The sequence below is a fragment of the Gallicola sp. Sow4_E12 genome (genome assembly GCF_052116305.1).
Classification (GTDB): Bacteria; Bacillota; Clostridia; order Tissierellales; family Peptoniphilaceae; genus JBQKLI01.
The window spans coordinates 63,100-86,497 of sequence record NZ_JBQKLI010000010.1; the positions used below are offsets into that span (position 1 = coordinate 63,100).

The window sequence follows — 23,398 nt, forward strand, 5'->3', positions numbered from 1 at the left end:
AATGGATAAAGATTTTGATAAAAATGAAACGGTCCGCTTTGTGCTTCCGAAAGAAGAACAAATAGCGATTAAGGATATTCTTGAAAAAGTTTATCAATCTTTGCAGGAAAAAGGCTATGACCCAAAAAATCAGATAATAGGATATATATTGTCTGGAGATCCGACGTATATTACAAGCTATAACAATGCCAGAAATTTAATTAGACAAGTAGATAGAGACGAATTATTGGAAGAACTTCTAAATTATTATTTAAATGATTTAGGTATTATTGAGAAGAAATAAATGAAGAAAAGATTTTTGGGAAAGACCGATATAGAAGTTTCGCCTTTATGTTTCGGGAGTCTTACAATGACTCCCTTTCAATCGAATCTTACTGTAGAAGAAGGTGCAGAGCTCCTTTGTTATGGATACGATAAAGGTATCAAATTTGTAGATACGGCACAGCTTTATGAAAACTATCAGTATATCCGAAAGGCTTTAGATTATATTCCTAGACAAGACTATATTATTAGTTCGAAAACTTATGCGTGGAATGAAGAGCTTGCAGAAAAAGCGTTAAAAGAAGCTATGGAGAGTTTGGGTACGGATTATATAGATATATTTCTTCTCCATGAGCAGGAATCAGAACATACTATAAAAGGCCATTACGAAGCGTTAGAGTATCTCATCAAAGCAAAAGAAAAAGGATACATTCGTGCAGTCGGATTATCCACTCACAGAGTAAGTGGTGTCCTTGGAGCGAACAAATATAAAGAGATTGAAGTTCTTCATCCGATTCTAAATAAAAAAGGATTAGGCATAGCAGATGGAACGGCTGAAGATATGGTAGAGGCCCTTCGTCAGTCAAAAGCTCTTTCGAAGGGAATCTATAGTATGAAACCTTTAGGAGGAGGTCATTTAATAGCAGAGATAGAAGAAGCCTTTCAATTCTTGAAAAAATGCGAATTTATTGATTCTATAGCTGTTGGACTTCAATCTAAAGAGGAAATAGACTGCAATCTTTCTTTATTGGAAAATGGCATATATCCAGAAGTGCTTAAAAGCACATTAAGCCATAAAAAAAGAAAACTGATTATTGAAGATTACTGCATCGGGTGCAGAAATTGTGTAAAACGATGCGGTCAAAAGGCTTTATCTCTTGTGGATAATAAAGCTGTCGTAGACAGCAGCAGATGCGTATTATGCGGTTATTGTGCTACTGTATGCGAAGATTTCTATATAAAGGTGATTTAAATGAATAGATACATGGGTTTAGACGTTGGAGACAAAACCATCGGCGTTGCTATAAGCGATCCGTTTTTTATAACAGCTCAAGGATTGTATACCATAGAAAGAATAGGTATTAAAAAAGATGTGAAGGAAATCCTGAGCTTAATCGAAAAATATGAGATAACTAGAATTGTGGTAGGACTTCCCAAAAATATGGACAATTCAATAGGACCCCAGAGCGAAAAAGTTATGGATTTCGTAGAAAAATTGAAAAGAAGAACGAGAGTTGAAGTTGTATTTCATGACGAGCGTCTAACAACGGTATCTGCTGAAAGAATATTAATTGAAGGCAATGTCAGCAGAAAAGACCGCAAGAAGAAGATCGATACAGTAGCTGCATCTTATATTTTACAAAATTATTTAGACTGTCAATAGAGGTGGAAAAGATGAATCGTTTAGAATTAACGGATGAAAATGGGGAAGTAGAAATTTTTGATCTTTTAGATACATTCGGCATGGACGATGATGATTATGCTGTAATGACATCAACTAAAGACGGCGAAAATTATATTTTTAAAATTCAGTACGTAGACAATGAAGTAAATTTTATAGGGATCGAGGATCAAGATGAATTAGATGATGCCTGTGCGATCTATGAGGAATTAAAAGAAGAAAAAACACAGTAATGGAGGTAGTCATGAAATCTGAAAGATTACATGAGTTGCTCATCCAAAATGGCTATAAGCTTACGAAACAAAGAGAATTGATATTCGAAGTGCTTAATGAAAATAAAGGTACGCATTTAAGCCCTGAAGAAATACATCTTATAGTTAACAAAATGGATAAAGACATCGGCATAGCGACTGTTTATCGGACTCTTTTATTATTTGAGGAATTAAATATCGCTTATAAATTAGATTTCGATGATAATCGATATAGATATGAAATAGCAGATGAGGATAAGGAACATCAGCATCATCATCTTATTTGCAATAATTGTGGTAAAGTTCTAGAAGTTAGAGAGAGTCTGTTAGAAGAGATAGAAAAAGGGCTTTTAAATAAATATGGTTTTGTTGTTCAAGATCATGAACTAAAATTCTATGGATTATGCTCCGAATGTCAAAATCCTGAAGAGGATAAGAAGGAGATATAAAGTGTCAAGAAAACCGAATAAATTAAAAGTAATCCCATTGGGAGGACTAAAAGAAATCGGGAAAAATATGACTGTAGTTGAATATAAAGAAGATATCATTATAGTGGACTGCGGAATGACTTTCCCGGATGAGGACATGTTGGGAGTAGATATTGTCATTCCCGACATCAGTTATTTAGAAAAAAACAAAGATAAAATTAGAGGTATAGTAGTAACCCATGGACATGAGGATCACGTAGGAGCGATTCCTTATGTATTAAAAAAATTAGATATCCCTGTATACGGTACAAGACTTACTATGGGACTTTTAGGGAATAAAATAAAGGAACATAATCTCAGCAAAAATTGTCTTCATGTTGTAGATAAAGGTGCAAGCATCAAACTGGGTGTATTTAAAATCGATTTTATTCAAGCCAGCCACAGCATACCGGATGCTGTAAGTTTTGCAATTCATACTCCTATGGGAGTACTGATTTTTACAGGTGATTTTAAGATCGATTATACTCCGATAGATGGGGATAAAATGGATTTAAACAGACTTGCAGCTCTTGGCTCAAAGGGAGTTTTAGCTTTATTCGCAGACAGTACAAATGTTGAAAGAGAAGGCTATACTTTAAGTGAAAGCACTGTAGGGGAAACCTTTAAGGAATTATTTGCTAAAGCTTCAGATCGAATAGTAGTTGCAACCTTTGCCTCGAATGTTCATAGAATCCAGCAGATCATTTCTGCAGCTGAAGAAAATGGAAGAAAAGTAGCGTTGTCTGGCCGTTCAATGTTAAATACCGTTTCTGTTGCTACAGATTTGAATTATCTGAAAGTAAAGCCAGAAACGTTTATTGATATCAATGAAATTAATAATTATGAAGATCATGAGATTTGTCTGCTTACTACAGGCAGCCAAGGAGAACCTATGAGTGCTATGACTCGTATGGCTTATGGAGATCATAGAAAGGTGCATTTAGTTCCTTCAGATACGGTAATCATTTCTGCTTCTCCTATTCCGGGAAATGAGAAAACAGTATATGGTGTTATTAATAAACTGACGGAAATCGGAGTTAAAGTAATATACCAATCTTTGGCAGATGTTCATGTGTCCGGTCATGCTTGTCAGGAAGAACTGAAATTGATCCATAGTCTTGTTCAGCCGAAATATTTTATACCGGTGCATGGCGAAGCGAGACATTTAAAAATTCATAAAAATCTAGCTATGAAATTAGGAATGGATGAAGATTCAATATTTGTTGCAGAAAATGGAAATACAATTGAATTCACTTCAAAAACTGCAAAACTCGTTGAAACAAGTTTCGCTGACAATGTTTTAGTAGATGGATTAGGTGTGGGCGATGTCGGGAATGTAGTTTTAAGAGATCGTAAACATCTTTCTGAAGACGGTTTGATCGTCGTGGTTGTTACGGTTAATAAAGATAAAAAAGAAGTGGTAGCAGGTCCGGATATCATCTCGAGAGGATTTGTCTATGTAAAAGAACATACTGATCTTATGGATGAAGCAAGAGCAGTTGTAGCTAAGGTATTAGACGACTGCAGCCAAAAGCAGATAAGAGACTGGAGCACTATTAAGTATAAAATCAGAGGTGCTTTAAAGTCCTTTGTATTTACAGAAATCAAACGAAATCCAATGATTCTGCCGATAATAGTAGAAGTATAGTAGAAAAGCTTAGAGAAATTCTAAGCTTTTCTTAAGTTTTTGCAAAGGTGAAAAATGACAAATATTACAAAAGATTATATTACTGAATATATACAAGGATTAACAGAAACAAAAGATCCTCAGCTTTTAGAGATGGAAGAATATGCAAAAAAGCATTTTGTACCGATTATTGAGCCTGAAGTGGCCAGGTTTTTAGAGACTCTTGTCAAAATGAAAAAACCAAAGAAAATCCTCGAAATAGGAACAGCAATCGGCTACTCCGCTTTAATTATGTATAAAGCACAACCGGATTGTCATATTACAACTATAGAAATCAAAGATGAGATGTATTATAAAGCCATAGAAAACTTTCAAAAAGCAGATGCGAGAGAACATATTCACTCTATTTGCGGAGATGGACTAGAGGCTGTCCGATTTTTGGAGGGTCCTTTCGATTTTGTTTTTTTAGACGCAGCAAAAGGCCATTATAAAGAATATTTTGATGAAGCTTTGCTGCGCTTAAACAGCGGAGGCGTAATTCTCTCTGATAATATTTTATTTAGAGGGATGGTTGCATCAGATGATTTAGTAGAACATAGAAAAATAACGATCGTTCGCAGATTAAGGGAATATTTAACATATATCACAAATCTTGAAGGAGTTTCTACTTCAATTATTCCGCTTGATGACGGAATGGCGATTACAATTAAAGATTAAAGAGGTGCAGATATTGAAAAAAATTGAACTTTTAGCTCCTGCTGGAGATTTAGATAAACTAAAAATGGCCATAGATTACGGCGCAGACGCAATTTATTTGGCTGGGGAAGCCTATGGACTGCGAACTGCATCGAAAAATTTCACAGATGAGAAGATGAAAGAAGCTGTAGAATATGTCCATGAACGAAATAAAAAAATATACGTAACAATGAATATTGTTCCCCATGACTTAGACTTAGTGGGAATCGAAGAATATGTCCAGAAATTAGTGAAACTTAAAATAGATGCACTGATTATATCTGATCCTGGAATATTTTCAGTGATAAAGGATATTGCTCCAGAAATGGAAGTTCATTTATCCACTCAAGCTTCAGCAACGAACTCTTTAACCATAAAATTTTGGAAAGAATTGGGAATGAAGCGTATTGTTCTTGCACGGGAACTATCATTAGAAGAGATCAGAAAAATAAAAGATGCGGTACCAGATGTTGATTTAGAGGCTTTTGTCCATGGGGCAATGTGTATTTCTTATTCAGGCAGATGCCTTTTGAGTAATTATATGACAGGAAGAGATGCAAATAGAGGCGATTGTGCACAAGCCTGCCGATGGAAGTATCGTCTTGTAGAAGAAAAAAGACCGAATGAGTATTATCCTATAGTAGAAGAAGATGGCGGCACCTTCATATTTAACTCAAAAGATTTATGTATGATTGAATATATCCCGCAGTTAATAGAAAGCGGAATTGATTCTTTTAAAATCGAAGGAAGGGTTAAAAGCCAGTATTATGTTGCGACGGTAATTCGATCTTATAGAATAGCAATCGATGCATATTACAGAGGGGAATATACTGCTGAATTAGCACAAAGATTATTAAGTGAAATAAAGAAAGTCAGCTATCGTGATTTCACCCAAGGATTTTTCTTAAACAAACCGACTGAAGAAGATCAATTATATGAGAACAGCTCCTATATCAGAGATTATGATTTTGTCGGAATAGTTCTCGATTATGATAAAGAGAAAAGAATGGCGAAGATTGAGCAGAGAAATCGAATTTTTAAAGGGGACGAGGTGGAAATATTCGGGCCTGAAGATGGTTTTAAAATTTGTAATATTTCCCAAATGATCAATGAAAAAGGCGAAGAAATCGAAGTGGCAAATCATGCTCGTGAAGTATTTTTTGTGCCTCTGGAAGAAGAGGTTAACAGAGGAGATTTGATAAGAAAAAAGATATCTTAAGCACATAGAAATCAACCCTTTTGAAGCCGCCTCATTCGTTTTCATCTATTATGATTTATGCTATTATAGTATTATATATGTTTATGGATGAGGTGATAGTACTTGGAGAGACGAAGAACTGGAAAGATGAATTCAAAAAAAAGAAGAGTCTCGCCAAAGAGACAAAAGAGAAATCCTATCTTTAGGATAGCTGGATTAGTTCTAGCCGCTTTATTAATCTACAATTTATATATTCATTTCTACAAAAATAGATCGGCGACCTTAACAGTACCATCAACCTATAGTTCTATTATCGACACGACAGCTTTGATTATACGGGATGAAGTTGTATATAACACAACGGGAGCCGTAAAAAATAATGATCAGAAAGTTTCAGTAGGTACGCCGATGGAAACGAACGAAAATTATTCAAATACTACAGGGTATAATATCAAAGCATTAGAAAGCGAAATCAAAACCTTAGAAGAACTATTAGTAAGTTATGATGAAAACGAAATATCGCGCAAAGAATTAACAAAAGAGAATTTAGATGTACTTCTTCGAGAAATAGATCAGAACAATTTGATGAATGTCAATAACTGGTATTCGGAGAATTTTAGAAACTTTAATTTAACGGAAGATCAAATATATGATCGTTTATCTCGATTAAAAATTCATCAAGATATCATTACAAAGCAAGGTAAAGATGTAGTCACATTAAATACTGGCGAAATAGTCAATGGAATCGATTATTATGAAAGTGTTTTAAGTTATGATATCGTAAATGATATTGACAATGACTTTTTCTTTTCTGAAGCAGCGTTAGCTAAATTCCCGGAAAAAAAAGAAGGATATAAGGTTATAAACAACCTTAATTATATTTTACGCTTATCCGTTGGAAATAAAGATTTGTACAAGTCTTATGAAATAGGTTCGCCTATAACAATTGCAATCGGCGACAATTCTTTTAAAGGAATTGTGAAGTCTTTAAGCATTGGAAAAGATTTCACACAAATCAATGCGGTATTTGATGAAGGTTTTAATCACATAAAACGTGACAGATCCTTAAAGATGTCGATCATCAATTATGAGACAAATGCCTTTGAAGTATCGAAATCAGCCATATTAAAAAAAGAAGATCAAGACGGTGTTTTTGTTCGCGATGCCAGCGGTATAGTAATTTTCAAACCGATTCAGATTCTAAGCGAGAAGAATAATAAATATGTGTTGGATGCAGGGAACGATGGTTTTATAAAAATAAAAGACAAAGAAATTAAAACGGTAGAGGCTTACGATGAAATACTTTTAAATCCAAAGGCCGTTCAGGAAGGAGAACTATTAAATTAGTGATATTATGACAATTTATAATAATTTAGATTTAATAAACAGGGATATTGAAGAGTTGCTGCAGCGTTTAGACCGGGAAAATGAGCCCTTTACATTAATTGCAGTATCTAAAACTGTAGATTGCGACAAAATTCAAGAAGCAATAGGATGGGGCATTACAGATATTGGAGAAAACAAAGTCCAAGAAATCCTTCGCAAAGAGAAAGAACTAGGCGATAGTGTCCGTATCCATATGATTGGTGCACTTCAGAGCAATAAAGTTAAAGATGTAATAGATAAATCTGTGTTGATTCATTCGTTAGATAGAAATTCGCTGCTTAAAGAGATAGAAAAAAGAGGACGTCAAAAAGAGCAGATCGTCGATTGTCTGATAGAAATAAATCTTGGAGAAGAAGAAAGCAAAGCGGGTATTTATTTGGAAAATCTCGAAGAGTTTATTCAAAAAATTGAACATTGTAGTTTTGTTAGAATCAAAGGTCTTATGACGATTGCACCATTTTTTGAAGATACGGAGAAAGTAAGACCTATATTTAAAAAAATGAAAGAATTATATGATGATATTAATTCAAGAAAATTAAACAATTTTGATATGGAATATCTTTCTATGGGGATGAGCCATGATTTTAAAGTAGCGATAGAAGAAGGGTCTAATATGGTTCGAATTGGCACATCCATATTTGGAGAAAGAGATTATAGTAAAAAATAGGGGGAGTTAGGATGGCAAAGTTTACAAGCAAGGTTAAAGAATGGTTAGGTTTTGGTGATGAGTATAATGATGAATACTATGACGAGTATGAGGAATATCCTGAATACGACGACTATGAATCACCTTATAAAGAAGAAGCTGTAGAAGATAAAATGATTGAAGAAGATAAAAACAGCTATGATCGTATTAAGAGATCCAATATTGTTAATATTAAAGAAAATGCACAAGATAGAGTAAAAATTATTATACATGAACCAATTCATTTTGATGATGCTCCTGCAGTTCTAGACGATATTTTATCCCGAAAAGTAGCCGTACTTAACCTAGAAATGCTTGAATTAGATAAAAAACGACAAATATTCGATTTTGTAAGCGGCGGCATCTACTCTTTAGATGGAAAAATCCAAAAAGTGACGAAAGACATATTCGTAATCGCTCCAAATGGAATAGATATTGATGGAAAAATCAAAGACCAAATACAAAGTAAAGGATTTTATCAGTTATAAGTATGAATATTTATAGATTTGTTAGCGTTATATTCCGTATTATAAATTATGCGATTCTAATCAGGATTCTGCTTTCTTGGATAAGACCGCCAATGGATAATCCTATTATCCGATATCTTTACGATTTCACAGAAATCTTTTTAGCACCGATGCGAAACTTTCTGCAATCTATAGGACTTAATAGAGGTATTATCGACTGGTCTCCTATCCTGACAGTACTAATCCTGTCATTTATCGAGCGAGGTGTAATAGAATTATTAATAAGAGTACTTTAAAAAATAGTATCATCGGCCACATTGCTGATCCGGAAATAAAAGAGACTATCGATTCGTTTATTGATAGTCTCGTTTTAGTACTGAACAAGCCAATCGTAGTCTGCTCAGATTTTTTTAATCCCAAGGAACTGGAATATGCAGTTTCATTATTGAACAATCAGAAGATGGATTATATAAAGTATGGCGGTTATGAAGGCTGTGAAAGAGCCGTTGTCTTAATGGGCGAATATTTAGAATCTAAAGATATTAGAGAAGAAGTCCAGATTGTTAAGATCAGCTGTTCCCAGGAGTTAACACATTCCTCTATTTTAGGATCTCTTTTGGGATTAGGTCTTGAGCGAAAAAAAATAGGCGATATTATAATAGATGAGAACACTGCATATGTAGTATTAAAAAAAACAATTACAAATTTTATTATCCAGAATCTGGAAAAGGTCGGTAGAAATCGCGTGAAATTGGAAGTTTTCGAGGAAGAGATTCCAATAAAAGAAGATAGTACAATGGATAAAAAAGTTACCGTCAGTTCTATGAGAATCGATGTGCTTCTTTCTTCTGTTCTTCATATTTCGAGAGGCAAAGCCAACACTTTATTGCAGAAGGAATATGTCAAAGTCAATCATGAATTGATCAAGTCCAAGAACAAGATTCTTTCCAAAGGGGATATGATTTCTGTCCGAAAGCACGGTCGTTTTTATATAACGGAGGTTCTTGGGAAAAGCAGAAAAGATAAATTTATTCTTCTGATTAAAAAAATAGTATAGGAGCAGATTATGTTGCCAATTGTCGTTGTAGCAGTTCTGATTATAGATCAGATTACGAAATATTTAGCAATCAATTTAAAAGACGGAAGAACCATTTCATTAATAGGAGACCATTTATCTCTTGTGTATCTTGAAAATAGAGGTGCAGCCTTCGGTATATTACAAAATCAGAAATGGTTTTTGATGGTTAGCTCAATTCTTATAATCGGCTATTTAGTTTATTTTTATTTAAAACACAAAGAGTCTTTAAACCTTCTTATGAGATTAGGGATAGGGTTAGTTTTGGGCGGTGCTGTTGGAAATATGATTGACAGAATATTTAGAGGTTTTGTTGTTGATTTTATATCCTATCGTTTTCCAAACGGGTACGGGTTTCCGATTTTTAATATAGCAGATATGGCTGTAGTGATAGGATGTATTGTTCTTATACTGTCATCGTTTCAAAAGGAGGAAAAAGAGAGTGGTAGAAATTGGTAATCAATGGGATGAACTCTTAAGAGAAGAGTGGAATAAAGAATACTATCGTAAACTAAGGAAAAACTTAATTGAGGAATACCGTCACAATACTGTTTTTCCTGACAAAGAACTATTATTCGAAAGTTTAAAACGCGTCGATTATGAGGATGTCAAAGTAGTAATTTTAGGGCAGGATCCATATCATGGTAAAGGCCAGGCTCATGGATTTAGTTTTTCAGTACTTCCGGGAACAAGAATTCCGCCTTCCCTTAGAAATGTTTATAAAGAGCTTCATGAAGATTTAGGCTGCAGCATTCCGAATAACGGTTATCTTATGAAATGGGCAGAACAAGGTGTTTTACTGCTTAACACCTCCTTAACAGTACGTGAAGGCCAAGCGAATTCCCATAAAGATTTAGGATGGCATATTTTAACGGATCGAATTATTGAACTGTTGGGCAGCAGAGAAAAAGAAATGGTATTTATTCTTTGGGGCAGAAACGCAATCAACAAAATTCCATTGATTAAAAACAAAAATCATCTTATTTTAAAGTCTGTTCATCCATCTCCTTTATCGGCTCATCGAGGATTTTTCGGAAGCAGACCCTTTTCAAAGACGAATCAATTTTTGATCCGGCATAAGGAAGAGCCCATAGATTGGCAAATAGAGAATATATAATGAAAGAACTAAAATTTATAATAAAAGATGGCGAAGGTTCAAGACTTGATCTTTTTCTATCAAAAAATATAGAAAATATCAGCAGATCGAAACTTCAAAAAATAATAAAAGAATCTGTATTTGTAAATGAAAAAAAAAGAAAGTCGAATTATAAAGTTCAAAAAGACGATATTATAAGAATTCAGCTCCCTGAAGAGGAAATGAAAATACAGAAGGAAAATTCCCCGTTGGATATACGTTATGAAGATGAGGATTTGCTTATTTTATTTAAACCGAAAGGGAAAATCGTACACCCTACGGACTCTGTAAGAGAAAATACAGTTGTAAATGCCCTATTGTATCGCTTTGATCAATTATCAAACCTTTCAGGAGAGGAGAGGCCCGGAATTGTTCACCGCTTAGATAAAGATACAACAGGTCTGCTTATTATTGCAAAAAACAATGAAATCCATGAAAAACTGCAGATCCTTTTTAAAGAACGAAAGATTAAAAAGATTTATTATGCCCTTTGCAATGGAGATTTCAGCGAAACAGAAGGAGATATCTATGCGCCTATTGGAAGAAACCCGAATAAACGCACAGAGATGGCAGTAAACGGCTTAAATTCAAAAGAGGCGCATACTTCCTATAGAATAGTATGGAACAATGATAATTATAGTCTTGCAGAGATCCATCTTGACACAGGAAGGACTCATCAAATCAGGGTTCATATGAAATATATACATCATCCTATAGTAGGAGACCCGGTATATGGTCTAAGAAAAGAAAAGTTAAAGGTATCCTCACAGCTTTTATCGGCCTGCAGGTTGGAATTTATTCATCCAAACACGGGTGAAAAAATAAGCATTCAGTCGGTACCGGATGAAGAGTTTATGAAAGTATTAGAAAAGCTGGGCTGCTGTTATTTTAAATAGAAAAAGCTGATATCAATATGATATCAGCTTATATTTTTATAAAAGATTTATTCCGTTGTTTTTGCAGGCTCGAATCATAGATTCTGGCCATACGCTGGATTGGACTTCCCCGATATGAGCTTTTTGTAAAAGAAGCATACAAATTCTTGACTGTCCGATACCGCCGCCTATTGTCAAGGGGAGGAGACCGCTTGTCAGCATGCTGTGATACTCTAATTTTAATCGTTCTTCTTCATTTTGAATACGAAGCTGTTCCACCAGGGACTGTGAATCTACACGGATTCCCATAGATGAAAGCTCAAGGCAGTCCTCGAGAATTGGATTCCACACAATAATATCTCCGTTCAAGCTCCAGTCATCATAATCTGGAGCTCTATTATCGTGCGGTTTTCCAGAATTTAACACTCCTCCGATTTCCATAAGAAAGAGTGCGCCGTGTTCGCGGCAAAATGCCTTTTCTCGTTGTTCAGGGCTTAAAGAAGGATATAAATCTTCCAGTTCCTGTGATGTTTTAATGTGAATATTATCTTTTAATACAGGGGAATATCCGCTGTAAGTATTTTTAAGCATTTCTTGAGTTTCTAAAAGACAGCCATAGATGGACTCTACTGTTGAAATCAGAAATTCTTTAGTACGTTGTTCTTTTGTAATTACTTTTTCCCAATCCCATTGATCCACGTAAAGAGAATGTGTATTATCTGTAATTTCACAAGGTCGTATGGCGTTCATATCCGCATAGATTCCATATCCGGGCTGAACATTATAGTTTTTTAATGCAATTCTTTTCCATTTCGCTAGAGATTGTACAATTTCCAAGACCTCTACTTGATCTCCATTTCGGAATTTGAAATGCACCGGTACTTCAACACCATTCAAATTATCATTGACCCCTGTACTTTGCGGTACAAAAAGAGGTGCAGAAACACGTGTAAGATTTAATTTATTTGCCAAATTAGATTCAAAAAAATCTTTAATAGACTTGATTGCTTTCTGAGTTTCTATGATATCTAATGATGAGCTGTAACCCTCTGGTAAAATTAACATAATTTTTATCCTCCGATTTTTGAATTCCAGTCCTATTATATAGAATACTGTTCATCGAGTCAATTTCATAAATTATAATTTTTCTATGGTATAATTTAGGAGAGGTGATACTATGACGATAAAAATTGTTCTTGATTCCGGTAGCGATATTCCATCTACTTGGATAGATCAGGAGATTATGAAGATTGTTCCTTTAACAGTAATCGATTCCAATAAAGGTATCGAATATAAAGATTACTATGATCTAAGCAAAGAAGAATTGTATAAAAATATGAAAGAAGGTACTGTATATAAAACATCTCAGCCTTCGCCAGAGAGTTTTTATGAAGTTTTCAAAGAAGAAATAGAAAAAGGAAATATTGTGCTTTGTTTAGCGATGTCATCCGGCATCTCTGGGACTTACCAATCCGCACAGATAGCTTATCAAAAACTGAAAGATGAAAATAATGAGGATAATGTCCATATTTTTGACACGAAAGGGGCTTCTGGCGGTGTATCTTTAATAGCTGTTCAATTGCAAAAATATATAGATCAGGGCCATAGTCTAGAAGATGTGAAGAAGTATGCAGAATTTTTAATTGATAATTTAAATAGTTTATTCTGTGCTGAAGATCTTGTTTATTTATACCGCGGCGGCAGAATCTCCAAAGCTGCAAAGATTGTTACTGGAGTACTGGATATTAAACCTGCAATGCGTATTAATAAAGAAAACGGAAAATTAGAGTCTTACGACAAGGCTCGCGGCGAAACGAAAGTATATAAACTCCTTGCGAAAATGATGCTGGAAGATTCTACAAAAGAAGAGCTGCAGAAACAAGAGATTTATGTCTATCACAGCTATAGTTTAGAGAAAGCTGAGAAAATAAAGAATATCATTGAAAAAGAAATAGGGGCATCTAATATATTTGTATCTGATATTGGTTGTACTATTGGTGCACATACAGGTCCGGGTACGATTGCAATATTTTACTTAACTAAGACAGGAAACTTTGGAGCTTAATGGAGATAAAACAGGATGCAGAAGCTGTTCGAAATAAAAAATGTCAGGGTCTACGACAAAATAAACTATGATTCAATTGAGATATTTTCCAATCAAACGACCTTTATAATCGGAGGAAGCGGAACAGGAAAGAGTACGCTGCTTCATCTCTTAAATGCAACCATTTCTCCAGAAAGCGGAGAGATCCTTTATGAAAAAAAGCCATTAGAACAATGGGATACTTTAGAACTGCGCAGGGAAGTGCTTTTGGTCAGCCAGCAGATCTATTTATTTGACGGAACAATTGAGGAAAATTTTGAACGTTTTTACAAATACAGAAAAACGCCTCTACCTTCAAAGGAAAAATTCCGCTACTACCTAGCTCTTTGTATGGCAGATTTTCCTCTTGATACCCTATGTGCAAAATTATCAGGGGGAGAGCGGCAGAGAGTATATTTGGCAATCTTTCTATCCTTTCAGCCGAAGGTGCTGTTATTGGATGAACCGACATCAGCATTAGACGATAAAACAGCTTCTGAACTTTTTGAAAATTTAATAGCTTTAAGAAAAGAAAAAGAAAATACTATAATAGTAGTCTCCCACGATCAGCAGTTGAAAGAACAATTCGCGGAGGAAATTATCCGTATTGGAAGGGATGAGCAATGAATTCAAATGTAACAGAAATTGGTCTGGTTCAGTTTGGAAGTGTCTATATACTTTTATTAATCATTTTATGGATCATGAAGTTTTCCCGTATCGACAAAACAAGACTATTGGTGCTGGCGGGGTTTAGGATGTCGCTGCAGCTGGTGCTTGCGGGACTTGTATTGACTTATATTTTTAAGAATCCCCATCCTGTCTTTATACTTGGCTATTTGGCAGCTATGATTGTCTTTTCTATTTACAGAGTTCTCAGCAATTTTGAAATCGATAATAAAAGATTTAGAAGGATTATTGCAATATCTATAGGTCTTTCGGGGTCTGCGGTTCTGCTCTTTTTTATTTATATTGTAGTAGGCGTGTCCCTGTTTAATCCCCAATATGCTATTCCTATAGGGGGGATGCTTTTCGGGAATTCTATGACAGGAGTACAGCTTGGATTAAAGAGCTTTGCAGAACAGATCCGGGGTAACGCTGCTCGAATTGAAGCCCTTCAAAATGCTGGGGCACATCCAAAAGAAATACTAATTCCTTTTGTAAACAGAGCTATGGAAACTGCTATGCTTCCAACTCTAAATAGTATGCTGGGCATGGGAATAGTGAATCTGCCAGGAATGATGACGGGACAAATTTTATCAGGCACTCTTCCGATGACGGCGATCATTTATCAGATAGCGATCATCATAGCGATTGCAACTGTTGTTTCTTTGACAGTGTTTCTATGTCTATATGCAGGCTACAGTACATTATATAATGATAGAAATCAAATTATGGTTCACTACAAATAAAAAACAAGGCTCTATAGGATATATCAGGCCTTGTTTTTTATTTTTTTAAAAACAGTATCAAATTCTTTGTCCTGCGTGAAAAGATTAAACAGTTCATCTTGAATAAGGTCGATCTTTTGAGATCTTTTAAGGGTTTTGATTTTACATTCCAGCTTTAAAGCTTCGCTTTTTGTATCGCAGGAATGATAAAAAATATATTCTACAGGAAGTCTAGACCGAGTGCATTTAGAAGCTTTTCCTGCATTATGCTGTTGAATTCTGCGTTCTAAATCCGTTGTATATCCTGTATAAAGGGATAAGTCATTGCAAAGCAGCATATAAACAAAATTACTCATTTACGAATTCCTCCATTACAGCAGAGATCGTATCATAATTAAAACCTCTAGAGGAGAGATATGCATAGATTTTGTTTCTTAAAGCATAAGTATCGCTGTATTTTGATTTCCATTTTTCGATTTGTTTAGAGACTAATTTATGAGCGTTTTGGATTTCAGAAGTGCTAAAGTCCAGTTTTGACAGCTCTTCTTCAAAAACATCATTGCTGATTCCTAAATTTCCTAATTGATATTTTACCTTTCTTACGCTCCAATTTGTTGTATTTAATTTTGATTCAATATAAACCCTCGCAAAATAAGAATCGTCTATCAGACCTTCTCTTGTCAATTTTTCAATTATACTAGAGACAATTTCAAAGCTGTATTTTTTATTCAATTTATCCTTGATTTCTTTTTCAGTTCGGATTCGATAAGACAAAAAATTAATTGCATCGGCATAAGCTTTGTTTTTTAGTGCGATATTCTTCAGTTTATCGTAGAGATCAGGATTAATTTCTTGATCTTTTTGAAGATGATATTTTTCATAATCCTCATAGCTGATCTGGAAAGATTCTTTCGGAGTTTCGATTATAAACAAATTTGTTTTATCGTCGTAGCCTATTTTTGTGATAATCATCTTACAAAGAACACCATTATCATAGGTATAATCATAGCCAATGCTAATAGCAGAGCTACTATTCGAAGAGCTTTATTACGATCTTTCATTTCATCACCTCTAAATAATAATATCATAATCTTTGAGGAAGGTCTAAAAACTTTACTTTTTTTATTATAATCTGTACAATATTGAATAATGGGGTGATATACAAATGAATAAAAATATAACTATAAATAACGAAAGCGATTTTTATAGAATATTACCGACCACTTTAAGCAATGAACAGATGGAAATACTTAGAAAAAAAAGTTTTTCTGATCTTTTAATAGAAAGAAGCTTTTTGCAGCGAACATTAATGAAGAGAACAAGAGCTTTAGAATTATTTCATCAGCAAAGCAAATTTTTGAAAACTAAAAATTTTATTAACAGCATTTATCAAAAAATCGATCAAGAAGAAAGAGACAGCAATGTTAATAATTTGAGAATACAAGAGATTCTTATTAAATCCTGTTCCTCTAATATCGATGCCCAGTATACCATGGATGTAAAAAACAGAGAGGATTTAAATCGAATCTTTAAAATGTTTGATGAAATTAATGAAATAGCTACTCCTTTTATGGAATTTGATGCAGTTCAAGAAATTGTTATACGAGCAAATCATGCGCTACATTTCAAGTCAATGCGAATGATGAAGTTTTATTTGAATACGCTTAAAAAAATGGATAAAAAGAATCTTCATTCTTTATCGCGTAAAGATAAGTCGATTGCAACACCTATAAAAATAATGAATAATCAGAAGATTAGGGATCAGATCTATCAAGATATCTCTATATTACAAGTATCTATTGATGAATTAGATTATATTTTTATGTCAATATTGCCTAATTCAGTAGAATTACCACAATAAGGGAGGAAAAATATGGCTGAATTTAAATATGATATTGTTGAACAACTTGGAGTATTATCGGAAAATGCAAAGGGATGGCGTAAAGAATTGAATTTTGTCAGCTTCAATGAAAGAGAAGCGAAGATGGATATTAGAGAATGGAATCCCGATCATACTAGAATGAGCAAAGGAATTACATTGTCGGAAGAAGAAGCGAAAGTATTGTACGAATTACTAAAGGAAGAATTTGAAAAATAATTCTTGTGTAAATAGAAATCGAGTAGATTAATATGATAGAAATAAATGAAGCAGTCCAAATACTAGTAGAAAAAGTCCGCAGGCAAAACGATATTGAGGTCGTCTCTCTTTTAGATTCGACAGAAAGAATCTTAGCAGAAAATATTTATTCAGATATTAATGTACCGGATTTTCCGAAATCTGCAATGGATGGATATGCTTTGCGGTCTATCGATACAAAAGGCGCCTCAAAAGATAATCCTATAGAAATTACTGTTATAGAAAAAATATATGCCGGTGATTTTTCTACAATCAAGGCTGGTGAAAAAACAGCTGTTCGGTTAATGACCGGTTCTTTTATTCCAGAAGGCTATGACTCTGTGATAAAGCAGGAGCTGACAAATTATGGAGAGCACAAAGTCGAGATTTACGAAGAAATCCCGCCTTACAATCATTACTGCCCTATAGGAGAAGATGTTAAAAAAGGCGATTTAATATTTTCAAAAGGAACAAAAATTACTAGTACTCATTTAGGAATTTTGGCAAGTATAGGAAGGGATCGGGTACCCGTATTTAAGTCGATGAAGGTTTCTTTGATTTCTACCGGAAGCGAATTGCTGAAACCAGGAAATAAGCTGGAACCAGGAAAGATATTTAGCAGCACTAATTATATTATTGCTTCAAATCTTCTTCACAACGGCATAGAAATTCAAAATCTATCTATTTCTTCCGATGACATTCAAGGTCTATCTGAGCAGATAGTATCTAATTTGGAAGAAAGCGATATCCTTTTAACTACAGGGGGCGTTTCAGTAGGAGATAAAGATTTAATGCCAGATGTAATGAAGCATATAGGAGCAGAGATTTTATTTCATTCAGTAGCTATGAAGCCAGGTACTCCTGTATTAGCAGCATCTTATAAAAACAAGCTTCTGCTTTGTTTTTCAGGCAACCCTTATGCTTCATTAGCTAATTTTAATGTTTTGTTTTGGCCGGTGGCATCTGCCTTTTATGGAAGCGAAGATTTACAATTGAAAAGATTTAAGCTTGTTATAGAAGAAGGTTATCTTAAAAAAAGCCGTTTAACAAGACTCGTTCGGGCGAAGGAAAAACAAGGGAAGGTTTATCTAGTAGATAAGGTGCATAAATCCTCCGTGATATCAAATATGGTGGATTGCAATGTTATGGTTATCCAAAGGCCAAATACAGAAATAAAACCCGGAGAGGAGATAGAAGGTTTTTACCTTCCATAATTATGATAGGAATCAGTATATTAACAGGTGGAAAAAGCAGCAGGATGGGAACAGCTAAAAGCCAGCTTGATTTTTTTGGCTGCAGTTTTTTAGAGAGAAAGATTAAGATGTGGGAAAAATATCCCATCTACCTATCAGTAAATCATAAAGAGACTCTTTCTTCTCTTCCAGTCAAAGATATTACTATTGTAGAAGACAGCTTTTCAGAAACAGGACCTGTGGGCGGAATTTATGAAGTATTAAAGGCGACTTCCTATAGATGGAATTTTATTTGCGCAGTCGATCTCCCCTTTATAAAAAAAGAAATACCGGATTTTTTAGAACTTTTTATAGAGGAAGATTACGACTGTGTTCTCTTTACATTGAATGGAAAAATACATCCTTTATGCGGTCTTTACCGTAAAGAACTGGCAGAGTTTTTTAAAATTTCACTAGAACAAAAAAAGCTGAAGCTGATTTCTTTACTAAAGATGCTTCGGGTGAAATATATACCCCTAGAAAAAACGGCTTTTCCCCTAAATTTATTGGACAATGTTAATCGTCCGAATGAATATATACGATCTTTTGGAAACAGCATAAGCATCTGTGGTTTAAAAAATACTGGAAAAACGACCTTTATTAATGGAGTTCTTCGCTCTTTGTCGGAGATGGGCGTAGAAACCGCAGTACTAAAACACGATGGGAGACATGATTTTTCTATAGACCAAAAAGGTACAGATACCTATTCTTACGCTGAGTCCGGGGCAAAGAATGTGATTATTTTTAACGAAAAAAAAATAGCACAAATTCGTTATGAAAAAAATAGAATTGACTATAAAGAAATTCTCGAACGAGAAAGAGGAAAGCAGGATATTATGATTATAGAAGGACTTAAAGGAGAACCGCTGCCAAAGTTCGAGATCTTAAGAAAAAGCGTATCGGAAGTCCCCCAATCCAATCCTGTGAATCGTTTAGGGATCATTAGCGATATACCTTATACTGGAGAAGGACTTCATTTTGATTTGAACCAGCCTTCTGTATTTGCACAATATCTATACGAGCTATTCGTAAAAGACAAGAACACTATTTGAAAGGTTTATTATGAAGCGGTATTTTGATCAGATTAAAAACGAAAACCCACAATTAATATTGGAACTTTACGATCATTGTACTGCTTTGATGGAAGATTTTGAAAAAGCAGATCAATATGAAAATCGGGATTACTATACTAAAATAGACGAATTTAGCAGACTTCTTAAAGAAATTCTAAATATATTGCCGGTAGAAGGGATACAATTATCTTTGTTTGAAGAATTAGATGAAGAAAATAAAAAAGACTTTTTAACTTTAAGCGATGATTTTACTTATACGAAACCAAAAGGTTATACATTTATTGAAAACAAATATAAAGAAGCTAATTCTTTCAAAGAACTCTATATTGAGATTTTACAAGAATTATGCAGGATGGATCCTTTACTATTCTATTCAGTAGAAAAGAAAGCCAGATATAACGGGATTAAGAAACCTTATTTTTCAAAAGACAGTTCAAAACTTCAAAAACCTGTAAAAATCGGACAATTATATGCCGAGACCCACTTTAATACAATTCAAATTCGTAATCTGCTGATCAAATTTATGAAATTATTTGAATTGGGAGAAGATCAGCTTAAGATATATATTCGTTTAGACCATAAGAAGAAATACCGTTATTACGGATAGGAGGCATTGTGTTATCTTTTTTACATGGATCAGATTTTCATTTATCCGCAAGTTTTGCTCATTCGTCTTTAAGAGAAATTGCGATTAAGAGGCGTAACGATATATGGAGAAGTGTAGAGTCTTTGTTTGAACTAGCAAAAATGAAAGAAGTTGATTTTATATTTCTTACGGGAGACCTCTTTAATGAAGAGTATTTTACACTTTCCGAAATGAAGCGATTAGTGGATTTGTTTAATCTTATTCCAGAAATCAATATAATTATTACACCAGGAAATCATGATCCCTATCGGCAGGACAGTTTATGGACTGTTGTGAAAATGCCTGATCATGTTTTTTTGTTTAAAAATGAAAGGATTGAAAAGCTTGAATTTCCGAAGGCGGACATATACGGAATAGCCTTTGAAAATCAGCATTTCAAAAAAGAAAATCTTTTAGACAATCTGCTTTTGAATGAAGAGAAAACAAATATCTTAGCTATCCATGGAGATGTATATGACCGAGATTCTCCATATCTTTCAATTGACCGAAAAGAGCTTAAGAAGTATCCTTTCGACTATATAGCCCTTGGCCATATCCATAAGCCTGCGGCAGCCGATTCTAGAACGATGTATCCCGGTTCGATAGAACCTTTAGACTTTGGAGAGAAAGGCGCCCATGGTGTTATTTACGGAGAAATAGAAGATGGAGTTTTACGCACAGAAAGAATCTCTCTTTCAAAGAGTGTTTTCTTGGAGCATGTCTTTACCATCGATAATAGTTTTAATTATTATGAATTGGAAGGGGAACTGTCGGAAATAAAAAAGAACTATTCAAATAAAGTTTATTTGAGGTTGATTTTAGAAGGGTCATTATCTAAAGAATATGAAATTGATATGGAGAGCCTAAAGGAACAGTTGGGCGGTTTTTTTGAATATATAGAAATAATTGATAATATCAGCCAAGAATATGATGTTGAAAAGATTTATGAATTAAATCGGTCTAATTTGATCGGTTTATTCATTGATGAAATAAAAATGCGCAAAGAAGATCCTGCTTCAAAAATAGCATTGCAAGTTGGATTGGAGGCTTTGATAGAACATGGTGAAAAATGAAAATAGTTGAATTAAATTTAATCGATTTTGGAAAATTTCATAATCAGATTATCGATTTTAGTACAGGTCTTAATGTGCTTTATGGAGAAAATGAAAGCGGCAAAACTACAATTTTCAAATTTATAGAAGGAATTTTTTACGGTTTTGCGAAGTCTTATTTAAGAACTCTTCGTACTACCGCTGATTATGATAAATATATGCCGTGGGAGGGCAGAAACTATCGGGGAAGTATACTTTTTGAAACAAATTCAAATAAATACAGGATTTATAGAGATTTTATTTCTAAAGAGTACTACATCTATGATGAAACAACGGGTACAGATATTAGTCCAGAGCTGGAAGGTTATTCCAGGTCCAATCTTTCTTTTCCTGGAGAGTTTTTTTTCGGCATAGGTTCCGAGCTTTTTTCAAAAGTTTTTGTGATACAAGAAGATCTATTGAGTATGGAAGATCAGACAAAAGAAATACTTCAAGATCAATTGACTCAGCATTCTGCACAAGCTTTAGAGTCATTTTCTGCTTATTCCAGTTTACAGTATTTAGTGAATTTAAAAAATGAAATAGGTACAACAAAGGCAAAGAAAAAACCATTAGGCTCCCTGCACCATGAAAGAGAGAATCTGCTGAAAGAGCTGGAATCTTTAGAAGATATAAGAAAAGAGTATAAGATTTCCATAAGCCAGTTAAGAGCATTAGAAGAAGAAAGGGAGTTGCTAGAGAAGGAGTTCAGCTTATCTCAAACACAAGCCTTATTCGAAGAACGCAGCCGTTTAGAATCGGCTATGAATATGAAGAATAATTTGAACAATGAAATTAAATCTCTAGAATTGGAAATAAAAACATCTCATTTATTGAACACTGTCTCAGATGAAGAGATAGACCAGTACATATCGAACCTGCATTCTTTAGATCGAATTAAAAATGATTATGATCGAATATCCACGGCTAAAAAAGAATCTTTCCAGCGGTTAAAAAAACTGCATTCGGAATTTCATCTTAATAAAGATGTTGAAAATCGGTATAAAGAAATTGAAAAAAGGTATGTGAAAAATAAAAAATTATCGAAAAGGATACAATATATTTTCTTCTTTTCGATACTTCCATTACTGATGTTTTTATACAGTTATTATAGCGGACAAATCAATGTGTTCTATATATCGTTAGTATTATTGGCTGCGGTGATCTTGGCAGTTCTGCTTTTGTTTTCTGCACAAAAGAAATTAAAAGATGAGATTAAGCAGAAAACAAAAAGTTTGGTGATGGACTACGATCTCCCTAAACTATCTACAAAAGAGCTGCTGCAGAATTATATGCCTCTACATACCGATGCCTCTTCAACAAGCGAATATACGTTAATTCAAGAACAGATAGAGGACTATGATCTTCGGATAGATTATTTGATCCGCCAGGAAGATGAAAAAACAGAGGAACTTAGAGCTTTTTTATTCAAAATTGATAAAGTTGATATTCTTACTTTTGAAGAATTAGAGAATTTGAAGAACAGAGAAAAATCAATTATTGAAACCTGCATACAAAAAAAATCACTCTTAAAACAAGTAGAAAGTGAATTTGATTTTACACGTTTGAATTATTTGAGAGATCTGAAGCTGGAAAAGAAAGATGTAGAGAAATTTGAAACGATAAACGAAAAGGTTAGAGATAACAGCACGAAAATATCTGCTTTGAAGGAAAGAATATCCTTTTTGGAACCAAAACTTGAACAATTGTTAGAGTCCACAGAGCGTGTAGAGGAATTAAATGTTAAAATAGAGTATTATAATGATAGAAGAAAAGGGATCGAACTTGCCATCGAATCGATTAATCTTGCAAAAAATAATATCTATAAGAATTATATCCCTAGAATTAATAAAATGCTTTCTACTTTAATGAGTGAATTGCGAGGGGAAGGTGCTGTTTTTAAAATGGGAGATCAGTTTAATTTATCTTTTCTAAACAGCAGCGATAAGTATATCTCTGAAGAAAGTTTAAGCTCTGGAACCTTTGATCAGATTATGATTTTAATTCGTTTATTCTTGATTGAAGAGATCTTTAAAGACGAATTTCCTCTGATTTTAGATGACGCATTCATTCGGACAGACCAAAGACGGCTGGGTATTCTCCTTGATTATCTAGCTGAAATCAGTGATTATCGTCAAATACTATTGTTTACCTGTCAGCAAAGAGAAAAAGAATTATTGGATAATAAAAACATTGAATACCATTATATGAATTTATAAGAGGTTA

General features: G+C 34.1%; 29 protein-coding genes. 26 read left to right on the top strand and 3 right to left on the bottom strand.

Annotated elements, in window-relative coordinates; genetic code table 11:
* The first annotated feature begins 1 nt into the window (after position 1).
* The 16 genes from ACTQ46_RS06855 to ACTQ46_RS06930 all read left to right on the top strand — a co-directional run bounded on the left by ACTQ46_RS06855 (position 2) and on the right by ACTQ46_RS06930 (position 11,585).
* Positions 2 to 283: an IreB family regulatory phosphoprotein gene (locus ACTQ46_RS06855; protein WP_441748345.1), complete on the top strand. Its 282-nt coding sequence runs from the start codon at positions 2 to 4 to the stop codon at positions 281 to 283.
* Positions 284 to 1,234: an aldo/keto reductase gene (locus ACTQ46_RS06860; RefSeq protein WP_441748347.1), complete on the top strand. Its 951-nt coding sequence runs from the start codon at positions 284 to 286 to the stop codon at positions 1,232 to 1,234.
* Entirely contained in the window at positions 1,235 to 1,645 is a 411-nt protein-coding gene (gene ruvX / locus ACTQ46_RS06865) for a Holliday junction resolvase RuvX (RefSeq protein WP_441748349.1), read from the top strand.
* An 11-nt stretch (positions 1,646 to 1,656) separates the two neighbouring features.
* Positions 1,657 to 1,896: a DUF1292 domain-containing protein gene (locus ACTQ46_RS06870; RefSeq protein WP_441748351.1), complete on the top strand. Its 240-nt coding sequence runs from the start codon at positions 1,657 to 1,659 to the stop codon at positions 1,894 to 1,896.
* Positions 1,897 to 1,907: 11 nt separating this feature from the next.
* Positions 1,908 to 2,363: a Fur family transcriptional regulator gene (locus tag ACTQ46_RS06875; RefSeq protein ID WP_441748353.1), complete on the top strand. Its 456-nt coding sequence runs from the start codon at positions 1,908 to 1,910 to the stop codon at positions 2,361 to 2,363.
* On the top strand, positions 2,311 to 4,029 hold the full coding sequence (locus ACTQ46_RS06880; RefSeq protein WP_441748355.1) for a ribonuclease J: 1,719 nt from the start codon (positions 2,311 to 2,313) through the stop codon (positions 4,027 to 4,029). Before ACTQ46_RS06875 ends, ACTQ46_RS06880 begins: the two co-directional genes overlap by 53 nt.
* 54 nt (positions 4,030 to 4,083) lie before the next feature.
* On the top strand, positions 4,084 to 4,725 hold the full coding sequence (locus ACTQ46_RS06885; RefSeq protein WP_441748357.1) for an O-methyltransferase: 642 nt from the start codon (positions 4,084 to 4,086) through the stop codon (positions 4,723 to 4,725).
* Positions 4,726 to 4,738: 13 nt separating this feature from the next.
* Positions 4,739 to 5,962 carry a peptidase U32 family protein gene (locus tag ACTQ46_RS06890; protein WP_441748359.1) on the top strand — a complete coding sequence of 408 codons (1,224 nt, stop codon included), beginning with the start codon at positions 4,739 to 4,741 and terminating at the stop codon, positions 5,960 to 5,962.
* 102 nt (positions 5,963 to 6,064) lie between these two features.
* A complete protein-coding gene (locus tag ACTQ46_RS06895) occupies positions 6,065 to 7,288 on the top strand; it encodes an HlyD family efflux transporter periplasmic adaptor subunit (RefSeq protein ID WP_441748360.1) in 1,224 nt (407 codons plus the stop codon).
* Positions 7,289 to 7,295: 7 nt separating this feature from the next.
* A complete protein-coding gene (locus tag ACTQ46_RS06900) occupies positions 7,296 to 7,994 on the top strand; it encodes a YggS family pyridoxal phosphate-dependent enzyme (protein ID WP_441748362.1) in 699 nt (232 codons plus the stop codon).
* Between the two features lie 11 nt (positions 7,995 to 8,005).
* Positions 8,006 to 8,500 carry a cell division protein SepF gene (locus tag ACTQ46_RS06905; protein WP_441748364.1) on the top strand — a complete coding sequence of 165 codons (495 nt, stop codon included), beginning with the start codon at positions 8,006 to 8,008 and terminating at the stop codon, positions 8,498 to 8,500.
* A gap of 2 nt (positions 8,501 to 8,502) precedes the next feature.
* Positions 8,503 to 8,775 (top strand): YggT family protein, encoded by a 273-nt coding sequence (locus ACTQ46_RS06910; protein ID WP_441748366.1) that lies wholly within the window; start codon positions 8,503 to 8,505, stop codon positions 8,773 to 8,775.
* 149 nt (positions 8,776 to 8,924) lie between these two features.
* On the top strand, positions 8,925 to 9,536 hold the full coding sequence (locus tag ACTQ46_RS06915) for a YlmH/Sll1252 family protein (RefSeq protein WP_441748368.1): 612 nt from the start codon (positions 8,925 to 8,927) through the stop codon (positions 9,534 to 9,536).
* Between the two features lie 9 nt (positions 9,537 to 9,545).
* Positions 9,546 to 10,013 (top strand): signal peptidase II, encoded by a 468-nt coding sequence (gene lspA / locus ACTQ46_RS06920; RefSeq protein ID WP_441748370.1) that lies wholly within the window; start codon positions 9,546 to 9,548, stop codon positions 10,011 to 10,013.
* Positions 9,997 to 10,671, top strand: a complete 675-nt coding sequence (locus ACTQ46_RS06925) for a uracil-DNA glycosylase (RefSeq protein ID WP_441748372.1) — start codon at positions 9,997 to 9,999, stop codon at positions 10,669 to 10,671. Before lspA ends, ACTQ46_RS06925 begins: the two co-directional genes overlap by 17 nt.
* Positions 10,671 to 11,585 (top strand): RluA family pseudouridine synthase, encoded by a 915-nt coding sequence (locus tag ACTQ46_RS06930; protein ID WP_441748373.1) that lies wholly within the window; start codon positions 10,671 to 10,673, stop codon positions 11,583 to 11,585. Before ACTQ46_RS06925 ends, ACTQ46_RS06930 begins: the two co-directional genes overlap by 1 nt.
* 36 nt (positions 11,586 to 11,621) lie before the next feature.
* Here the strand turns inward: ACTQ46_RS06930 and asnA are convergent, their stop codons facing one another.
* Positions 11,622 to 12,632 (bottom strand): aspartate--ammonia ligase, encoded by a 1,011-nt coding sequence (gene asnA / locus ACTQ46_RS06935; protein WP_441748428.1) that lies wholly within the window; start codon positions 12,630 to 12,632, stop codon positions 11,622 to 11,624.
* 109 nt (positions 12,633 to 12,741) lie between these two features.
* Between asnA and ACTQ46_RS06940 the strand changes: the two genes are divergently transcribed.
* The 3 genes from ACTQ46_RS06940 to ACTQ46_RS06950 are packed head-to-tail and all read left to right on the top strand — an operon-like array spanning position 12,742 to position 15,056.
* Positions 12,742 to 13,629, top strand: a complete 888-nt coding sequence (locus ACTQ46_RS06940; RefSeq protein WP_441748375.1) for a DegV family protein — start codon at positions 12,742 to 12,744, stop codon at positions 13,627 to 13,629.
* A gap of 15 nt (positions 13,630 to 13,644) precedes the next feature.
* Positions 13,645 to 14,274: an ABC transporter ATP-binding protein gene (locus tag ACTQ46_RS06945; RefSeq protein ID WP_441748377.1), complete on the top strand. Its 630-nt coding sequence runs from the start codon at positions 13,645 to 13,647 to the stop codon at positions 14,272 to 14,274.
* The gene (locus ACTQ46_RS06950) at positions 14,271 to 15,056 is read left to right on the top strand and encodes an ABC transporter permease (RefSeq protein ID WP_441748379.1); all 786 of its coding nucleotides are present in this window, start codon (positions 14,271 to 14,273) and stop codon (positions 15,054 to 15,056) included. The genes ACTQ46_RS06945 and ACTQ46_RS06950 overlap by 4 nt, the downstream gene beginning before the upstream one ends.
* 23 nt (positions 15,057 to 15,079) lie before the next feature.
* Here the strand turns inward: ACTQ46_RS06950 and ACTQ46_RS06955 are convergent, their stop codons facing one another.
* Both ACTQ46_RS06955 and ACTQ46_RS06960 read right to left on the bottom strand, forming a co-directional pair.
* On the bottom strand, positions 15,080 to 15,391 hold the full coding sequence (locus ACTQ46_RS06955) for a GIY-YIG nuclease family protein (RefSeq protein WP_441748381.1): 312 nt from the start codon (positions 15,389 to 15,391) through the stop codon (positions 15,080 to 15,082).
* Positions 15,384 to 16,007: a regulatory protein RecX gene (locus ACTQ46_RS06960; protein ID WP_441748383.1), complete on the bottom strand. Its 624-nt coding sequence runs from the start codon at positions 16,005 to 16,007 to the stop codon at positions 15,384 to 15,386. The genes ACTQ46_RS06955 and ACTQ46_RS06960 overlap by 8 nt, the downstream gene beginning before the upstream one ends.
* Before the next feature lie 193 nt (positions 16,008 to 16,200).
* Between ACTQ46_RS06960 and ACTQ46_RS06965 the strand changes: the two genes are divergently transcribed.
* From ACTQ46_RS06965 to ACTQ46_RS06995, 7 genes are read left to right on the top strand one after another with little or no spacing between them, the layout of a single operon-like run.
* Entirely contained in the window at positions 16,201 to 16,896 is a 696-nt protein-coding gene (locus ACTQ46_RS06965; protein ID WP_441748385.1) for a hypothetical protein, read from the top strand.
* Positions 16,897 to 16,908: 12 nt separating this feature from the next.
* The gene (locus ACTQ46_RS06970; protein ID WP_441748386.1) at positions 16,909 to 17,133 is read left to right on the top strand and encodes a YdbC family protein; all 225 of its coding nucleotides are present in this window, start codon (positions 16,909 to 16,911) and stop codon (positions 17,131 to 17,133) included.
* Between the two features lie 32 nt (positions 17,134 to 17,165).
* A complete protein-coding gene (locus ACTQ46_RS06975; protein WP_441748388.1) occupies positions 17,166 to 18,365 on the top strand; it encodes a molybdopterin molybdotransferase MoeA in 1,200 nt (399 codons plus the stop codon).
* A 2-nt stretch (positions 18,366 to 18,367) separates the two neighbouring features.
* A complete protein-coding gene (gene mobB / locus ACTQ46_RS06980) occupies positions 18,368 to 19,435 on the top strand; it encodes a molybdopterin-guanine dinucleotide biosynthesis protein B (RefSeq protein WP_441748390.1) in 1,068 nt (355 codons plus the stop codon).
* A gap of 10 nt (positions 19,436 to 19,445) precedes the next feature.
* Positions 19,446 to 20,063: a hypothetical protein gene (locus ACTQ46_RS06985; protein WP_441748392.1), complete on the top strand. Its 618-nt coding sequence runs from the start codon at positions 19,446 to 19,448 to the stop codon at positions 20,061 to 20,063.
* An 8-nt stretch (positions 20,064 to 20,071) separates the two neighbouring features.
* On the top strand, positions 20,072 to 21,154 hold the full coding sequence (locus ACTQ46_RS06990) for a metallophosphoesterase family protein (RefSeq protein ID WP_441748394.1): 1,083 nt from the start codon (positions 20,072 to 20,074) through the stop codon (positions 21,152 to 21,154).
* Positions 21,151 to 23,391: an ATP-binding protein gene (locus ACTQ46_RS06995; protein ID WP_441748396.1), complete on the top strand. Its 2,241-nt coding sequence runs from the start codon at positions 21,151 to 21,153 to the stop codon at positions 23,389 to 23,391. Before ACTQ46_RS06990 ends, ACTQ46_RS06995 begins: the two co-directional genes overlap by 4 nt.
* Positions 23,392 to 23,398: the final 7 nt, after the last annotated feature.

Coding starts and splice junctions, on each gene's coding strand:
- ACTQ46_RS06855 (WP_441748345.1), top strand. CDS start 2: ATGGATAAAGATTTTGATAAAAATGAAACGGTCCGCTTTGTGCTTCCG.
- ACTQ46_RS06860 (WP_441748347.1), top strand. CDS start 284: ATGAAGAAAAGATTTTTGGGAAAGACCGATATAGAAGTTTCGCCTTTA.
- ruvX (WP_441748349.1), top strand. CDS start 1,235: ATGAATAGATACATGGGTTTAGACGTTGGAGACAAAACCATCGGCGTT.
- ACTQ46_RS06870 (WP_441748351.1), top strand. CDS start 1,657: ATGAATCGTTTAGAATTAACGGATGAAAATGGGGAAGTAGAAATTTTT.
- ACTQ46_RS06875 (WP_441748353.1), top strand. CDS start 1,908: ATGAAATCTGAAAGATTACATGAGTTGCTCATCCAAAATGGCTATAAG.
- ACTQ46_RS06880 (WP_441748355.1), top strand. CDS start 2,311: ATGGATTATGCTCCGAATGTCAAAATCCTGAAGAGGATAAGAAGGAGA.
- ACTQ46_RS06885 (WP_441748357.1), top strand. CDS start 4,084: ATGACAAATATTACAAAAGATTATATTACTGAATATATACAAGGATTA.
- ACTQ46_RS06900 (WP_441748362.1), top strand. CDS start 7,296: ATGACAATTTATAATAATTTAGATTTAATAAACAGGGATATTGAAGAG.
- ACTQ46_RS06905 (WP_441748364.1), top strand. CDS start 8,006: ATGGCAAAGTTTACAAGCAAGGTTAAAGAATGGTTAGGTTTTGGTGAT.
- ACTQ46_RS06910 (WP_441748366.1), top strand. CDS start 8,503: ATGAATATTTATAGATTTGTTAGCGTTATATTCCGTATTATAAATTAT.
- lspA (WP_441748370.1), top strand. CDS start 9,546: ATGTTGCCAATTGTCGTTGTAGCAGTTCTGATTATAGATCAGATTACG.
- ACTQ46_RS06930 (WP_441748373.1), top strand. CDS start 10,671: ATGAAAGAACTAAAATTTATAATAAAAGATGGCGAAGGTTCAAGACTT.
- ACTQ46_RS06940 (WP_441748375.1), top strand. CDS start 12,742: ATGACGATAAAAATTGTTCTTGATTCCGGTAGCGATATTCCATCTACT.
- ACTQ46_RS06945 (WP_441748377.1), top strand. CDS start 13,645: ATGCAGAAGCTGTTCGAAATAAAAAATGTCAGGGTCTACGACAAAATA.
- ACTQ46_RS06950 (WP_441748379.1), top strand. CDS start 14,271: ATGAATTCAAATGTAACAGAAATTGGTCTGGTTCAGTTTGGAAGTGTC.
- ACTQ46_RS06955 (WP_441748381.1), bottom strand. CDS start 15,391: ATGAGTAATTTTGTTTATATGCTGCTTTGCAATGACTTATCCCTTTAT.
- ACTQ46_RS06960 (WP_441748383.1), bottom strand. CDS start 16,007: ATGATTATCACAAAAATAGGCTACGACGATAAAACAAATTTGTTTATA.
- ACTQ46_RS06965 (WP_441748385.1), top strand. CDS start 16,201: ATGAATAAAAATATAACTATAAATAACGAAAGCGATTTTTATAGAATA.
- ACTQ46_RS06970 (WP_441748386.1), top strand. CDS start 16,909: ATGGCTGAATTTAAATATGATATTGTTGAACAACTTGGAGTATTATCG.
- ACTQ46_RS06975 (WP_441748388.1), top strand. CDS start 17,166: ATGATAGAAATAAATGAAGCAGTCCAAATACTAGTAGAAAAAGTCCGC.
- mobB (WP_441748390.1), top strand. CDS start 18,368: ATGATAGGAATCAGTATATTAACAGGTGGAAAAAGCAGCAGGATGGGA.
- ACTQ46_RS06985 (WP_441748392.1), top strand. CDS start 19,446: ATGAAGCGGTATTTTGATCAGATTAAAAACGAAAACCCACAATTAATA.
- ACTQ46_RS06995 (WP_441748396.1), top strand. CDS start 21,151: ATGAAAATAGTTGAATTAAATTTAATCGATTTTGGAAAATTTCATAAT.